Raw genomic sequence first — 16,466 nt, 5'->3', positions numbered from 1 at the left:
GTTAACATCCCCTTTAAGAAATATCTTTTCTTCTAAAGCCAATCAAACCGACAATAATCATAATGATAGAAATAACTATTAATACACTTATACCCGTATAATCCATTTCATCTACAGGAATTTCTGGTATATGTTGAAATGGTGTTAAATTTTTCAACCATTCTTTAACATCTAATAATTGTCCAAGATATACTACAAAGAATGTATAACCTAAATATAAATAAACAATGAAATGCCCTTTATTTAACCATCCTATTAGAAGTACACCTATACCTACAAATGTGATAATTGCAGGTATATAAACAATGCCTGACTTAATCATTGTCCAAAAAGTAAATGGATTATCTAAGACAGATGCTTGAGCAATATACATACCTAATGATGCCAAGAAAATCATCATAACAGCATTTATTAAGCTTATAACTATAAAACCCGAAAAATAATACGTTCTTGAAACAGGTTTTGCAAATATATTTTCAATTCTTTGCGTATTAATCTCGCTTTTAATTTTATAAAGGCTCATAATAGCCGGTATTGTAGCAACAATTGCAATAATAACCATTAATGTAGGTAAAAATGACTCAATATAGTTATCTCCACTACCCGCTAGCATTTTCTTAAGCATTTCATTATCACTAATAAAGTCGTCCATTTCACCAAAGACTGAGCCGTATGAGGCACCAAATATAAACATACCAATTGCCCAGGAAATAATTCCGACTTTATATAATTTGATTTGCATGCCAATTGGAGATAACCAATATTTTTTAGCATATTTATTACCTGGTTTAGATGGCAACAATCCAGATTCTAAATCTCTATTAAGGTATAGATACATTGTAATCATAATTAATATTATACCGACAATAAACATGAGCACTAACGGCCACCAATTGTTTTCTGAAAAGGCAAATGTACGCGTTAGCCATCCTAAAGGCGAGATCATCGAAATACTATCGTTTAATACATCTCCTATTGCGCGTATTAAATAACTTAATAGCAATACTGAGATGCTTAGTCCTGTTACATTGCTAGTTGTTTCAACAAGTTGAGCAAATAATGTTGCTATCAAACCAAAAAGTATACCAATCATACTTAGCGATAAACCGTACAACAATGAACTTTTCACATCGATACTTTCAATATTTAATAGCGGTAGTGTTATCGTTATTAAAATGCCTATCGCTAAGTTCACAATAATCATGTTCATCATTGAGCTAATTAAAGGTGACATCTTACCTATTGGAAGTGCTCTAATCATTTCAATCCTACCAGTAGATTCATCTCCTCTTGTATCTTTTGCGACAAGTAATATACTCATAATCGCTACAAGTATGCCTGTAAATAAAAGCATTTCATGCGTAAACAACACACCTACTGATACATGTTCAAACTTACCTGGACCTAACATAGCTTCCATCGCAGGGTTTTGAGAAGTTTCTACAATTGGTTGCATATCAGATTTATTAGGATACATACTTTCAAAAGTCGGAGGTATAATAAGCGTTAATGCAACTATACCAATCACCCAAAATAACATTTTCCATTTATTTGTCTTTAAATAAAATGCTGTTAATTTCCCTAAACCATTAAAGAGATTATGCATGATTACTCACCTCTTTCAATATCTTCGCCATAATGTCTCATAAATAAATCTTCTAATGTCGGAGGCATGCTTTCTAATTTCAACAATTCAAATTGGCTTAAATATTTAATTACTTCAGAAACACATTCTGAGTCAACTTGAAAATGGTATACACCATCTTCAATCACTACATCGTGAACACCTCTTTGTTCTTTCAATCCATCCAATCGCTCCTTAGATTGAACAACAAAGTGCATTCTTGTTAAATGTCTTAAATCGTCTAATGTACCCATTTCTACAATTTCGCCTTTTCTAATGATACCTACGCGATCACATAATTGTTCTACTTCACTCAATATATGACTGGAAAGTAACACACTTTTACCTTCTTTTTTCTTTTCTAATACACATTCTTGAAAGACTTGTTCCATAAGTGGATCTAGCCCTGAAGTTGGTTCATCTAAAATAAATAATTTAGCATCTGTAGTAAAAGCTGAAATAAGCGCGACTTTTTGACGATTACCTTTAGAATAAGAACCGCATTTTTTCGTAGGGTCTAAATCAAATTTTTTAATCAATTCATCCCTTTTCTTCACATCATATGTGCCACTCAATTTTAAAAATAAATCTATGACTTCACCACCTGTTAAATTAGGCCATAAGTTCACGTCACCAGGTACATAAGCGATATCACTATGAATCGTTACGGCATCTTTCCAAGCGTCCTTACCAAATACCTCTATAGAACCGAAGTTTGTCTTTAGCATACCTAAAATGGCTTTAATCGTCGTAGATTTCCCTGAACCATTTGGACCGATAAAACCAAATATTTCTCCTTCTTCAACTGTAAAATCAACGCCTTTTAATGCTTGAAACTTACCAAATGATTTTGTAATATTATTTATCTTTAACAAAGTCATAACTATTCACGATCCTTTATAGAATATTTTTCTCATTTCATTTATATACGCATCAAATTCTTCGTAAAAAATACTGTAGTCATTCGAATTAATCATTTCATCCGTTACCCTAGCCATAATAGATTCAGATAAACCTGCAATTGAAAATTGAATTATTTTAACAGATTGATTAACATCCAAGTCATCTCTAAATAATGATGTATCTATATCATCAAATAATTGAGACTGAACCTTGTTCTGTAAATTTACGATATACTCTTTTTGTCCTTCCGTGATGTGTTGAAAATTATCTTTATCAATAACTACTTTTGATAAAAATTGAGACATGCTAGGATGCATTGTAAATAAATCCGACTTTATCCTCGTTTGGTGTACTAAGCGTTTAAATATATCCTTCTCATCCATATCTATTTGTTCAAAATAATAACGCTCAATAAACTCTAAACAATAATCGACTAAAAACTTAAATAATCCAGCCTTATTCTCAAAATAATAAAAGAGCATACCTTTACCAATGCCCGCTTCTTGAACAATACGATTTGTTGAACTACGACTAAAACCATGACTAGCAAACTCTAAAAGGCTAGCATTTATGATTTTCTGCCTTTTTGCTTTATCTAAATTATAAAAAGTATCACTCATATAAACACCTTCTCAATTTCATTAGACCACTTCGGTCGACTACATCATACAACTTTCGACCAGTGTGGTCAAATTTTAAGTAAAAAAAGAGAGCGAGACTATGAAACCTTTTAACAAAACAAGATTTCTGTCCCACTCCAAAAATAATTCTTATAATCCTTTAATTAATACATTAAAAAGAAAAGTACTTCCAAAATTCTTTGTCATTATTGGATTCAAGCAATTTAAGCACACTACTATAATCATTGATAATATCTGTTAAGTTTTGGTAGACCTTCTCCAAATTAATAGTCGTATTCTTTTTTAATCCTAGGCAAAATATAATTTGTACTTCTTTATCATCCCATGCTATTGGCTTTTTCATTGTCATCATAAATACAAATGATTGTTTAGCTAATGGCATTACTGGATGAGGAATTGCTACTAAATTTCCATAAGCAGTAGAAGCATATTTTTCTCTTTCAATAATACTTTGTAAAAACCCTTCTTCTATTAAATTTTGATCTGTTAAATACTCATTCAAATAATTCAAAACGTCTTCTTTGTTATTGAAATCTTTATTTAATTCTAGCATTTTTATTAATTGTTCTTTATTATCTAAAGGTTTTAAATCAATGTAACGTTGAATCATATTGATATTATTTTGTGAAAGAATGGGGCTAACATACAAAATCGGTATATTAATATCATGGTTGATAGGCACAGTTGAAATAATGATATCAGCTTTATTAATGTTAGCCTTTTCGATATTATATAATTCAATGATTTCAGTGATTTGAATCTGATTACCAAAATTCTGTATCAATTTATATTTAATGAGTTGTGAACTCGTTAACCCAGAATTACATACAAGTATGATATTTAATTTCTTCTCGTCTATGTTATTTCTATTTAAAGCCATTTCAAAATGTAATGCTAAGTAACCTATCTCACTTTCAGAAACTTGGACTTTCAAATCTTTTTCAATCATTTTACTTGCTACAACTCCAATATCAAATGCAAAAGGATAATTTTGTTTAATTTCTTCTAACATAGGATTTCTTATATTCATCTTATATTTATATCTGTTTATAGATGTTAATAGGTGGAGGTATATATTTTCTTTTAAAGCTTCATCTGATTGCAAATCTAAATAGAAAACACGTTGTACATTATCAAGCATGTGTTGAATCATTTTATCTACTTCTTCATTTCTTGGAATATTCGAAACTTCATTCATTATTCCAGTAGAAACAAAATGAATATATAAATACTCTATTTCTTTTTTGGGTAGTATTAAATTAAAACGTTCTTCAATAAAATGAACCATATCATCAAAGAAATGTTTTAATTCAGTAGATAAAGGTTGTTCTTCTATTTGAAATTTCTGTTCGATCATTGAATTATTTCTCATTCTCACGACTGCAATATTAATATGCGTCACTAAATTATCTAATTTCACTTCAGGAATTTCTATGTTATAAATTTTTAATAGTTTAACAAGCTGGTTTTTGACACTAGATGTATCTTGTTCTGAAAAACCAATATCACTTTGCTGATTATTTAATAGAAATTCTGCTATTGCATACCTTATTTGAAATTCTTTGCCTATAATTTTCATACCATAGTTTGGACGGCTGACAATTTCAATTTCATATTTGTTTAATATTTGCCTAATTTCATTCATATCATTTTTAAGTGTTCCCGTACTTACAAACATATTTTCACTTAAAGATTCTATTTTTGTATAATCATTAGAGAGCAATAGTTTTCTCATAATAAATCGTATTCTACTATCTTGATTGTTAAAATTTAAGTTTTCATCTTTTAAATATCTTTCATTTAAGAAATAATTAAATAAACCCTCATCTATAATAAAAAGATTATAGCCTTTGGACTTCTTAGTTTGAATAAGAAATCCAAAAGCTTCACTTTCTTCATTTATTTCTTTTATTTGGGTTCTAATTGTTTTTGATGACAAACCTAATAATTTAGCGATTGCATTGCTCGTAATATATTCCTTTTGATGCTGATACAATATTTTCACGATGTTGAGATGTCTGATTTGCATCATATTCTCTCCTAATATACTCTATTTTTACCTCATATTAGTCAATTATTTCATTACTTGAAGCTAATTCCTTAAACCATTTCCCACTTTGTTTGATTGTTCTTTCACCATTTTCTATATTTACTGATACAAAGCCATATCTATTTTTATAGGCATTCATCCAAGACCAATTATCCATGAATGTCCACATGTGATATCCCGTACAATTTGCACCCTCTTGTATTGCTTTATTTAACCATATCAAATGTGATTTTACAAAGTCGATTCTATATACATCATTGATTTCACCATTTTCGATGAAGCGTTTTTCATTCTCAACACCCATGCCATTTTCAGATATAAAGCTTTCAATATTGTTATAGTTTTCTTTAAGGTTAACCATAATATCGTATATACCTTTAGGGTAAATCTCCCATCCTCTGTAAGGGTTCATTTTTCGGCCAGGCATTTCATAATTATCGAAATAATATTCTGGTAGAAATGGTGCTTCAGGATTAGGCATTGTATCTCTAGCTTTTACTCTTCTAGGTTGATAATAGTTAACACCTAACAAGTCGATTGTATACTGCTCTATTAATGCTAAGTCTTCTTGTTGATAATGAGGAACTAAATCATGTTCCTTTAATATATCGACTAATTCTGCTGGGTATTTCCCTTTTGTTACAGGATCTAAGAAACTCTTATTAAAGAATAAATCAGCAATTTTAGCTGCTTTTAAATCCGCTTCATTTTGACTTCTTGGATAAGAAGGCGTTAAGTTTAAAATAATGCCGATTTTACCTTGAAAATCATTTTCTTTGAAAGCTTTTATTACTTTAGCATTAGCTAGAACCGTATTAAATGCTACTTGGAAACCTCGTTTGGCATCTACAATATTAGGATAATGGAAATCGTATAAATATCCCCCTTCTACTGGAACGATTGGTTCATTGAATGTGAACCAATATTTAACGCGATCACCAAACAATTCAAAACATTTCACAGCGTAATTCACGTAATCATTAACGACATTTAATGATTCAAATCCAACTTGTTCTTGCTTTTTATAAGGCATATCAAAATGATATAAGTTAACAAATGGTTCGATATTATTAGCTTTCAATTCATTAATCACATCATTATAGAATTGAACAGCATCATCATTTACTTCGTTAGTATCTTGGTTGATTAATCTAGTCCATGAAATTGAAAGTCTAAATGAATTATGTCCCGTTTCTTTCATTAACTTAATATCTTCTTTATATCTGTTATAAAAGTCTGAAGTTGTATTAGGACCTACATTGTTAAAAAAGCGATTTGGTTCTTCTTCATACCACTTATCCCAAATTGTTTTATCCTTAATTGAATCTGTTCCTTCTGTTTGCGTTGCGCTTGCTGCACTACCCCACCAAAAATCATTTGGAAATATATATTTTGTCATGATTTCATCTCCTTATATAAATCTACCATTTCATTTGCTAAATCTTTTACTGTTATAGCGTTCATTAAGTGATCTTGAGAATGGATAAGCAATAAATTCAACTCACTACTTTCACCATTAGCTTCATCTTGTAATAATTCTGTTTGAAATTTATGAGCTTTATTTATTTCTTTTTCAGCCTCTGAAATAAGCATTTCTGCTTCTTTAAAGTTTCTTTCTTTAGCACATTGGATAGCTTCCATTGCACTTGAGCGACCATTCCCACCATATAATATTATTTGAAATGCCTTTTCGTTAATTGAAACTGTCATAAATTTTCCTCCATATTTTAATTTTCTTTTTCTTGTCTTAAATAGTTTTTATCTAATAATTTTAAGAATGGCCACCAGATAACAAATGTTATGACTAAATTCACTAGCTGTAACATCGCACCTTGCCACGAGTTACCTGTAGCTAAATAACCACTAATAAATATTGGTGTAGTCCATGGTACGATTACACCGGATGGTTTCGGTACTAGTCCTAAGTACATTGATGTATAACTTACAATCGTTATGATAACTGGTGATAAAATCCAAGGTAAAATAACTAAAGGGTTCATAATGATAGGTAAACCAAATAAAATCGGTTCATTTACGTTAAATATAGAAGCTGGCGTACCTAATTTAGCTATTTCTTTATTTTGTTTACTTCTACAAAGTAGATAAATACCAAGTACGACTGCTAAAGTTCCACCAGTACCTCCCATGCCTACTAAAAATGTATCAATAAACTGTTTAGTAATGATGTTCGGTAGTTCTACACCTTGTTTAAATGCTGCAAGGTTCTCATTATTTAATGAATACCAAATTGGATCGAAAACTGTATTCACAATAATTTGTCCGTGTAACCCGAAGAACCAGAACACTTGAATGAATAGTACTGCTACAATTGTTGCTGGTAAGCCTCTTCCTAAAGCAGTTAATGGTTCTTGCACTATTGTATAAATTAAATTTTGTAACGTTTCGAACGGTGTTAAAGCTACTACAATTCTAAGCACTACGAATATCGTTAAAGTAAAGGCAACAGGTAATAATGCACTAAACGATTTCGCTACTTGATCCGGCACACCGTTCGGCATTTTTATTGTTATATCTTTTTTAGTGAAGTAACTATACAGTTCGGCACTAATAATCGAAACAATTATGCCTAGGAACATACCTTTAGCTCCTAGTATTTCTGTAGGTATAACTCCTTCTGTTTTACCTACAACTTGTGGTGTTAGTATTAAAACAGCACTTAAAGCTGTTACTGCTCCATAAATACCTTCTAACTCATTCCGCTGGGTTAATTTATAACCTATCCCAATAATCACGAATAACCCCATAATCGAGAGCGTCGCGTCCGAAGCTGGGCTTATAGCATTTTGCCAAGCTGTAAACTGGCTTTCTGAAAGTATTTTATCTAAAAATGGAAAGTTTGCTATTACAATAAATATAGATCCGAATATAATCAATGGCAGTGCTACCATAAAGCCATCTCTTAATGATGCTAGGTATTTATTGTTGTTTAATTTGTCTGCTATTGGCAACAAGACATCTTCCAATTTCTCCATAAATGTATTTTGCATATTTATCACCTACTCTTCCAGTAATGATAAAGCTTGTTTTAATACGCCTTCACCATCTATTCTTCCATAACTAACGGAATCAATTGCTTCAATTGGTAAATTAAGACCTTTATCTTCAGCTGCTTTTAAAAATTTCTTTCTCATAAATCTCATTTGTGGACCTATTAATAACACATCATAATCTTCAAGTGAGTGGAAAGCATTGTCACTAGACATCGCTTTTATATTTACATTTATATCTTGCTTTTCAGCCGCTTCTTCCATCTTAGTTACTAAAAGACTTGTAGACATTCCTGCTGAACATGCTAATAAAATATTTTTCATTTTTTCTTCCCCCTTTGATTTGTAATTCAATTGTATATTGTATACGTTTTCATATCGATACAACTATTTTCCACTAATAGAGGAAGCGTCGTTATATTTTGAAAATTCCTTATTCTTTCCTATATAAATGTTTCTTAAAATTTTTAACGGGAATAACATTAATATCATATATTTAGGGGGGCTTAGAGTTGAGTAACAAAAAGAAAGAACAAATTGATGAAGTAACTAAAAGCAATGACGGTAAGGCAATGACGACAAATAATGGCGTTAAAGTGAGTGAAGATGAAAACACGTTAACAGTTGGTGAACGTGGTCCTAGTTTACTAGAGGACTTTCATTTTAGAGAAAAAATCATGCACTTTGACCATGAACGTATTCCAGAACGTATTGTACATGCTAGGGGTTTCGGTGCCCACGGTGAATTCCAAGTTTATAAAGACTTGTCACAATATACTTCAGCCGACTTTCTAACTCATCCTGAGAAAACGACACCCGTATTTGTAAGATTTTCAACAGTTCAAGGTTCTAAAGGTTCACCAGACACTGTAAGAGACGTGCGCGGATTTGCGACAAAATTCTATACTGATGAAGGTATTTTCGATTTAGTAGGTAACGATATTCCTGTATTCTTTATTCAAGATGCTATAAAATTCCCTGACTTAATTCATGCAGTTAAACCTGAACCTCATAATGAGATGCCACAAGGTGGTACTGCACATGACACATTTTGGGACTTCTTTGCGCAAAATCCAGAAAGTACGCATACTACAGTTTGGGCTATGAGTGACCGTGGTATTCCTAAAAACTTTAGACAAATCGAAGGTTTTGGTATACACACGTTCCGCCTTGTTAACAGTGAAGGACAATCTTACTTCGTGAAATTCCATTGGAAACCATTACACGGATTAGAATCATTAGTTTGGGACGAAGCACAAATCCTTCACGGTAAAGACGTAGACTTCCACCGTAAAGATCTTTATGAATCTATTGAAAAAGGTGACTATCCTGAATGGGAATTAGCGCTACAAGTTATTAAACCAGAGCAAGAATTCGACTTTGACTTTGATATTTTAGACCCTACAAAAATTTGGCCAGAAGATCAAGTACCAATTGAAGTTGTAGGTAAAATGACGCTTAATAGTAACGTTTCAAACGTATTCGATGAAACAGAACAAGCAGCATTCCATCCAGGTCATATTGTTCCAGGTATCGACTTTTCAAATGACCCATTATTACAAGGTCGTTTATTCTCATACACAGATACGCAAATTTCAAGATTAGGTGGACCAAACTTTAATCAAATACCAATTAATAGACCTGTAAATGAAGTTCATAACAACCAAAGAGATGCAATGCATCAAATGAATATCAACTCTGGACAAGTTGCTTATCATAAAAATGCATTAAACAATAACGACCCACATCCTACTCCGAAAGAAGAAGGCGGTTATGAACACTATCAAGAAAAAGTTGAAGGTCATAAAATACGAAAACGAAGCGAAAGCTTTAAAGATTATTATAGCCAAGCAAAACTTTATTTAAACAGTTTAAGCCAAGCAGAATATGACCATACTGTTGATGGTTTCTCATTCGAAATTGGTATGTGTAATTCTATAATGGTTAAACAAAACGCTGTAAACCAATTAAATAAAGTCGATCGCACATTAGCAGAACGAGTTGCGAAAAACGTTGGCGTTGAAGTTCCTGAAGAAAATGAAGAAGTTCAATCTGATGCGAAAGATAGCCAATTAACAATGGAAAAATATGATATTCCAATTGCAGCACATTCAGTTGCAGTATTAGTAAATGGAAATATCGATGTAGACACATTAAAATCTTACGCGAAAACATTTGCTGAAAACGACTTAAACTATGCATTTGTAGGTCAATATCCTGAGAACTTAAGCGAAGACTTTGGTATTACTGAGACATTTGACACTGCACATTCAACATTATTCGATAGTACAATCGTATTATCAGATGGCAGTGACATTAAGCCTCAAGTAGAAGAATTCGTTGAGCTCACTTACAAACACAATAAACCATTGATTGTAAACAAAGCAGCATCCCAAGGATTAGGAAATGCAAAATTAAAAATTGATGCTCCTGGTGTATTTGTATCTGACGAACCAGAAACAATCGTAAAAGCATTTGATCGCGCAAGATATTGGGACAGAAAATAATATACTGGTTAAGCTGAGGCATACATTTTATGCCTCAGCTTTTTTATTTGCGGTTCGATATTTTTATTTATCGGACTGTGTTTCATCTATGTAGAAGTAAGCTATTTTAAATATTGGGTTTATGTCTCTGATTTTTCTATATTAAAATAGATATTTTCATGATTATCCTAGTAATATTTATGTATTTTTAATGTTATTTATACGTTATCTATCACAATTGATTAAAAAATAATATGTGAAACGCTTACATTAACACGGTTCTAATCATTAAAAACATTGTAAGCAATGTATAAATATAATTTCTTCTGTTTTTTTCTAAATTTCGTAGTATAATGCTTTTTATATTGAAATTTGTTATACAAATTTTCACATGTGTTTTTTTAAGATTAAGGAGAGCTGAAATAAATGGATAATCATGAGTTACAACGGAGTATGTCCAGTCGACATATTCAGTTGATTGCAATTGGTGGCGCAATTGGTACTGGCCTGTTCCTTGGAGCTGGTAAAAGTATTTCATTAGCCGGTCCATCAATTTTATTAGTATATATTATTATAGGATTTTTCCTATTTGTAATGATGAGAGCATTAGGAGAGTTACTATTATCTAACAGTGAATATAATTCATTCACAGATATAGCCGAACATTATTTAGGACATTTATTTGGATTTTTAACTGGTTGGACTTATTGGTTCTGTTGGGTAGCAACAGGTATTGCAGATATTACCGCAGTAGCAAAATACATACAATTTTGGTATCCAAGTATACCCTCTTACGTTTCTGCTATCGCAACTGTAGTCATCTTATTAGGTTTAAACTTATTGACAGTTAAATTATTTGGCGAAATCGAATTTTGGTTCGCATTAATTAAAGTAATCGCTATTGTGTTATTAATAGTTATTGGATTCTGGTTAATATTTACTGGTTTCAAATCAACTACTGGTATTCAATCTGGGTTCCATAACTTATACACACACGGTGGTTTCTTCCCGAATGGTCCGATGGGATTCTTACTCGCCTTTCAAATGGCGGTGTTCAGCTTTGTAGGTATTGAACTTGTAGGTGTAACAGCTAGAGAAACGAAAGATCCTGAAAAGAATTTACCTAAAGCTGTGAATTCAATAGGTATCCGTATTTTAATTTTCTACGTATTAAGTTTGCTCATTATTATGAGTATTACACCTTGGAATAAAGTTTCTGCAACAGAAAGCCCGTTCGTTAATTTATTCGTATTAGCAGGTATACCAGCAGCTGCAGGTATTGTAAACTTTGTTGTATTAACATCAGCAGCAAGTGCAGCAAACAGCGGATTATTTAGTAATAGCCGTATGGTCTATGGACTTGGTCAAACAGGACATGCGCCAGAAGGATTAAGCAAAACAAACAAGCGTGGTGTGCCATATCCTGCTCTAATTTTCTCAGGCGTAGTATTATTCTTCGCTGCAATATTAAATTACTTTATTCCAGACGATGTATTTACACTCGTCACAACACTTGCAACAATATTCTTCATCTTTATTTGGTCAGTAATTTTAATTTGTTATATAAAATATAGAAGAGAAGATGCAGCATTACACAAAAAATCAAAATTCAAGAACCCATTCGGTGTTATCGGATCATACTTGTCATTAATCTTCTTTGCATTTGTACTCGTCGTTTTATTCTTAGCAGAAGATACAAGAACAGCTTTGATGTATTCACCATTATGGATTATCTTATTAGTAAGCGTATATTACATTAATAAAAACAGAAAAACTGCTAAACATTAATAGTTTATAGAATAAACAGGTGAGCCCTTCATGTTATATGGGTTCGCCTGTTTTTGTATGTATAAAAGGTTTTGTTGACACGTTTACGAAGTATTGGCAATAAGAGTACCCTTGTTGACACGTTTGTGAAGAATTGACAATAAGAGTACTCTTGTTGACACGTTTGCGAAGAATTGACAATAAGTGCACCCTTGTTGACACGTTTGCGAAGAAAATATGTAAGCAAACCGTTAGGCCATAATATTAAAAAAACAAATTAAATTATTAATATATCAATAGCAATAGAATTATGTTTAATTATGGTAAAATAGCAGTAATATTAGTATAGACAAAATAATATTCATTCTATCATTTTACTCACTCCTTACTAAAATCAGTAAAATCGATATATTTCAAAGGGGTATTATATGAAAAAAAAACAAATTAGTATAAAAGATATCGCTAAAAAAGCAAACGTATCTATTGCTTCAGTATCAAGAGTTATTTCTAACAAGCCTGGTGTAGGAAAAGAAACTGAAAATAGAATTAGAGAAATAATGGAAGAAATGAATTACCGCCCCAATATTAATGCTCGAAGCTTAGTTAAGAATAATACAGGTAATATTGGCCTTATCGTCCCAGGTGGTTCTAATACAATACACAATTCATTCTTTCTAACAATTATTGAAGGTATTTCTAGAGTAATAGAGCAAACAGAGTACAACTTAATTATTTCATTTACTACTAAACAACATAAAAAAATATTAGATACAAATATAGTTGACGGTATATTATTATTGGCACCAAGAGAAAATGAAATTGATTTAAATTGGCTAAAAGATTTAAATTTACCTATAGTAATTATTGGTAGTTTTTTAGAAAATTCTAATTTCGATTGTGTAAGTGCCGATGAAATATCTGGAGTGAAACTTTCAGTTGAAAGCTTGTACAATAAAAATCATAAACATATTGCTTTAATCAATGGCCCGTCCACTTCTTATCAGAGTAAAATCTATAAACAAGGCTACAAAAATACAATAGATGAACTCAACTTAAATGAATATATTTTAGAATTACAAGAATTTGATATAAAAGGCCAAGAAACGATTGTAAAAACATTTTTGGAAAATAATCATGATATTACCGGATTAGTGTGTTCCTCAGATAATATTGCTTTGGGAATACTTAATATAGCAAAAGATTTAAATATAAATATTCCTAATCAACTATCTATTATAGGTAGTGATAACACCCCTGTTACAAACTTAGTTTCTCCTAGACTTTCCACTACAAACGTTGACCTTAAAAATATAGGAGAAACTGCAATTAGTCGATTATTCCTAAAATTAAACACTAAAAATACTTATAGGAATATAAATTGTATATTTCCAATGGACTATATTGAAAGAGAAACAACAGCTTCCTTAAAATAATTTAAGAAAGCTGTTGTTTTTTAAAATAATTTAATTAATGAGACTACTATTAAACATAAGCAAAATCCATAGCTAATTACCATAGCTCCTTGTAATATATAAGGTCTTTTTTCTCCTTTATTTACATCTTTTTTAAACAATAAAATTGTCATAAAAAATCCAGCAATAGGAGTCGCTATTGAAGTAGCTATATTAGATATATATATAAGTTCTATTGGAGATCCACCGTAACCAAAACTTACAATTGAAGAAAAAATCAAAACAACTACAGCACCAATTTGTATAGACTTATGATCTAAATTTGTAGGTTTATCAAATCCTGCATTTAATAAAACAACAGATCTGTGAGTATTACCTAGTAATGAAGAAAATGCTGCTGCTAGTAGTGCTATCCCCATTATAATCGGGGCATACTTTCCTAAGAAAGGCTTTAGTAAACTACTTAATTCAGTTGGTGAAGAAATAACGATATGTTGAGGGTGTAATACGATAGCACCAACCAACACAATAGAACCACTAACTATAATAATACCTAAAACGTGTGCAAGTGCATCTGCTAACATACCGCCATTGTATAAATCATTTTTAGACCATTCTTTTTCTTTACTCAAATAAGTTCCATATATACCGGTTGTTATTGATGCATGCGTACTTATGAAGCCCAATGCTAAATACAAGCTACCCTCAGGGAATTTCCAATGTGTTAGTCCATTGATAGATTGTTTTATATCTGGACCGCCTACGCTAACTAAAGATATATAAAATGCAATAATCATTCCAAATATACATAATAAAATTAGCTTTTCAATCTTAGAATAGACATTTTTGGAAAAATAGCAATATACTAAAATGATCAACATTAAAATTGCACCTATTTTCCAATTTATCCCGAACAGCAAATTCATTGCAGCTCCAGTTCCCGAAATATTACCTATAGTAAAAAATACACAAGATAAAAAAGTAGATAGACCTACAATGATTGCTGATGTATTCCCAAAATAATGACGGATAGCTTTTATTGACGGCATACCTGTCAACAATGTAATGCGGTATGAAGCAATTACGAACGTTATTCCCATAAAACCTATAGGTATAAATAACCAAAGTAATTTATAACCATGAGAAGCTCCTACCATTGAAGCTGTCGTAATTACTCCAGGACCAATAACTACACCAGTTAAAACAATTCCAGGACCAATTCTTTTTAATAAGTCCCAAAAACTTAATCTTGTTTTTTCCACTTATATCACCACTAACCAAACAATTAAAAGAAATTCTTTTAATTGTTAATTTGTTTTAATAATCCCACAGATTTCAAACCTTCCTTTATTTCATCTTTTTCTTCTTGAGTTAATGGTTCAACAGGTTTTCGAGCGTTATTAGTTTTGATTATGCCTCTTTGATACATAGCTTCTTTCATTCTCAAATGTGAACTTGAAGAAGGTTGATCCATTTTATATATTGCATGTTTTAATTTATAAATTTCATCATAAACACCTTTGGCAGATTTAAAGTCGTTATTTTTAACATGTTCTACTAAATCAGAAATTAAGTTAGGTACAAAACAACCAAATCCAACTAATGCGCCTTCTATACCCTGTACTAATGTAGGTAATAAGTATTCATCATGACATGTTAATATGGCACAATCTGGCGCCTCATTTTGTAACGAACGTACATGAAGTTCATAAGTAGCTATATCTCTCTCACCTAATTTAAATGCTACTACATTAGGAATTTCCGCCATTTTCAATAATTGGTTAGTAGTATATGAAGCTTTAGTATCTGCTGGGTATTGATGAACTACAATACCAATATCAATTGCATTTGCAACATCATTAAAATAGTTTACAGGAGAATCTTCTTGCATACTAAATCTTAACCAAGAATGTGGCGGCATTAATAAAATTGCTTCGCCTCCAGCTTTCTCGACTGCTTGGGCATGTTGAATTGTTTCAATAGTGCCTTCAGCAGAAACGCCTGAAATAACTGGAATTTTTCCTTTCAGCTCGTCTACTGCAATACTAACCACACGTGCTCTTTCATCAGGTAATAACGTCATAATTTCTCCGGTATGTCCATTAACCACAATACCTTTCACTCCATCATGACTTGCGACCCAACTGACAAGTTCTCTAAAACTCTCTTCATCAATAGAATCATCTTCATTAAAAGGTACTAATACTGCTGGAAATACACCGCTCCATTTTTCTTTGTTTTTCATAGTTATACACCTCTTTATAAAATTTACGTAAACGTTTACGTTGTAGCCAATATTAAAGTAAGCGTTTTCTAAAGTCAAGAAAATTTATACTTTTAATTTATTTTTACTCTAGTCATGCACCTGTTTTTGTATGTATAAAAGGTTTTGTTGACACGTTTGCGAAGAATTGACAATAAGGGTATCTTCATCTACAAATTTTTCTAACTAAGCATCCTCACTCGCTCTATTCTCATTCATAATATTACTATTACTATTCTTTATAAATATGAAATCAAATTATAAGTGTAATATTTATCTATATATTCTAAATATTTAGAATATACTATTAAC

General features: G+C 31.4%; 13 protein-coding genes. 3 read left to right on the top strand and 10 right to left on the bottom strand.

Annotation, left to right across the window (positions count from 1 at the left end; genetic code table 11):
• Window positions 1–13 precede the first annotated feature (13 nt).
• From ACO6VN_RS00760 to ACO6VN_RS00725, 8 genes are all read right to left on the bottom strand, one after another.
• Entirely contained in the window at window positions 14–1,606 is a 1,593-nt protein-coding gene (locus ACO6VN_RS00760) for an ABC transporter permease (protein ID WP_194201155.1), read from the bottom strand.
• A 2-nt stretch (window positions 1,607–1,608) separates the two neighbouring features.
• Window positions 1,609–2,505, bottom strand: a complete 897-nt coding sequence (locus ACO6VN_RS00755; RefSeq protein ID WP_422404104.1) for an ATP-binding cassette domain-containing protein — start codon at window positions 2,503–2,505, stop codon at window positions 1,609–1,611.
• Window positions 2,506–2,511: 6 nt separating this feature from the next.
• Window positions 2,512–3,147 carry a TetR/AcrR family transcriptional regulator gene (locus ACO6VN_RS00750; protein WP_016999347.1) on the bottom strand — a complete coding sequence of 212 codons (636 nt, stop codon included), beginning with the start codon at window positions 3,145–3,147 and terminating at the stop codon, window positions 2,512–2,514.
• A 172-nt stretch (window positions 3,148–3,319) separates the two neighbouring features.
• Window positions 3,320–5,197 (bottom strand): BglG family transcription antiterminator, encoded by a 1,878-nt coding sequence (locus tag ACO6VN_RS00745; RefSeq protein WP_147640969.1) that lies wholly within the window; start codon window positions 5,195–5,197, stop codon window positions 3,320–3,322.
• A 37-nt stretch (window positions 5,198–5,234) separates the two neighbouring features.
• Window positions 5,235–6,617, bottom strand: coding sequence for a glycoside hydrolase family 1 protein (locus tag ACO6VN_RS00740; protein WP_422404103.1), 1,383 nt, complete (start codon window positions 6,615–6,617; stop codon window positions 5,235–5,237).
• A complete protein-coding gene (locus ACO6VN_RS00735) occupies window positions 6,614–6,928 on the bottom strand; it encodes a PTS lactose/cellobiose transporter subunit IIA (RefSeq protein WP_016999344.1) in 315 nt (104 codons plus the stop codon). Before ACO6VN_RS00735 ends, ACO6VN_RS00740 begins: the two co-directional genes overlap by 4 nt.
• A 17-nt stretch (window positions 6,929–6,945) precedes the next feature.
• Window positions 6,946–8,226, bottom strand: a complete 1,281-nt coding sequence (gene celB, locus ACO6VN_RS00730) for a PTS cellobiose transporter subunit IIC (RefSeq protein ID WP_422404102.1) — start codon at window positions 8,224–8,226, stop codon at window positions 6,946–6,948.
• 9 nt (window positions 8,227–8,235) lie between these two features.
• Window positions 8,236–8,550, bottom strand: coding sequence for a PTS sugar transporter subunit IIB (locus tag ACO6VN_RS00725; RefSeq protein WP_016999342.1), 315 nt, complete (start codon window positions 8,548–8,550; stop codon window positions 8,236–8,238).
• A gap of 188 nt (window positions 8,551–8,738) precedes the next feature.
• Here ACO6VN_RS00725 and ACO6VN_RS00720 point away from each other — a divergent pair, with 188 nt between their 5' ends.
• The 3 genes from ACO6VN_RS00720 to ACO6VN_RS00710 all read left to right on the top strand — a co-directional run bounded on the left by ACO6VN_RS00720 (window position 8,739) and on the right by ACO6VN_RS00710 (window position 13,912).
• The gene (locus tag ACO6VN_RS00720; RefSeq protein WP_016999341.1) at window positions 8,739–10,733 is read left to right on the top strand and encodes a catalase; all 1,995 of its coding nucleotides are present in this window, start codon (window positions 8,739–8,741) and stop codon (window positions 10,731–10,733) included.
• A 405-nt stretch (window positions 10,734–11,138) separates the two neighbouring features.
• A complete protein-coding gene (locus ACO6VN_RS00715) occupies window positions 11,139–12,500 on the top strand; it encodes an amino acid permease (protein WP_016999340.1) in 1,362 nt (453 codons plus the stop codon).
• Window positions 12,501–12,907: 407 nt separating this feature from the next.
• Entirely contained in the window at window positions 12,908–13,912 is a 1,005-nt protein-coding gene (locus ACO6VN_RS00710; RefSeq protein WP_135022085.1) for a LacI family DNA-binding transcriptional regulator, read from the top strand.
• Between the two features lie 20 nt (window positions 13,913–13,932).
• On the opposite strand, the gene ACO6VN_RS00705 is transcribed toward ACO6VN_RS00710, so the two are convergent.
• Window positions 13,933–15,153 (bottom strand): Nramp family divalent metal transporter, encoded by a 1,221-nt coding sequence (locus ACO6VN_RS00705; protein ID WP_135022083.1) that lies wholly within the window; start codon window positions 15,151–15,153, stop codon window positions 13,933–13,935.
• 38 nt (window positions 15,154–15,191) lie between these two features.
• Entirely contained in the window at window positions 15,192–16,136 is a 945-nt protein-coding gene (locus tag ACO6VN_RS00700) for a dihydrodipicolinate synthase family protein (protein ID WP_422404101.1), read from the bottom strand.
• Window positions 16,137–16,466 lie beyond the last annotated feature (330 nt).

Origin of the sequence: Mammaliicoccus sp. JADD-157 (assembly GCF_049310805.1) — a bacterium.
Taxonomy (GTDB): Bacteria; Bacillota; Bacilli; order Staphylococcales; family Staphylococcaceae; genus Mammaliicoccus; species Mammaliicoccus lentus.
The sequence above is the reverse complement of the archived record's forward strand: the minus strand, read 5'-3'. Positions and strand labels throughout refer to the sequence as shown.

Bases quoted from the DNA above. Each gene is read 5' to 3' on its own strand.
- ACO6VN_RS00750 (WP_016999347.1), bottom strand. From the start codon at position 3,147: ATGAGTGATACTTTTTATAATTTAGATAAAGCAAAAAGGCAGAAAATC.
- ACO6VN_RS00735 (WP_016999344.1), bottom strand. From the start codon at position 6,928: ATGACAGTTTCAATTAACGAAAAGGCATTTCAAATAATATTATATGGT.
- ACO6VN_RS00760 (WP_194201155.1), bottom strand. From the start codon at position 1,606: ATGCATAATCTCTTTAATGGTTTAGGGAAATTAACAGCATTTTATTTA.
- ACO6VN_RS00710 (WP_135022085.1), top strand. From the start codon at position 12,908: ATGAAAAAAAAACAAATTAGTATAAAAGATATCGCTAAAAAAGCAAAC.
- celB (WP_422404102.1), bottom strand. From the start codon at position 8,226: ATGCAAAATACATTTATGGAGAAATTGGAAGATGTCTTGTTGCCAATA.
- ACO6VN_RS00740 (WP_422404103.1), bottom strand. From the start codon at position 6,617: ATGACAAAATATATATTTCCAAATGATTTTTGGTGGGGTAGTGCAGCA.
- ACO6VN_RS00755 (WP_422404104.1), bottom strand. From the start codon at position 2,505: ATGACTTTGTTAAAGATAAATAATATTACAAAATCATTTGGTAAGTTT.
- ACO6VN_RS00725 (WP_016999342.1), bottom strand. From the start codon at position 8,550: ATGAAAAATATTTTATTAGCATGTTCAGCAGGAATGTCTACAAGTCTT.
- ACO6VN_RS00700 (WP_422404101.1), bottom strand. From the start codon at position 16,136: ATGAAAAACAAAGAAAAATGGAGCGGTGTATTTCCAGCAGTATTAGTA.
- ACO6VN_RS00745 (WP_147640969.1), bottom strand. From the start codon at position 5,197: ATGCAAATCAGACATCTCAACATCGTGAAAATATTGTATCAGCATCAA.
- ACO6VN_RS00715 (WP_016999340.1), top strand. From the start codon at position 11,139: ATGGATAATCATGAGTTACAACGGAGTATGTCCAGTCGACATATTCAG.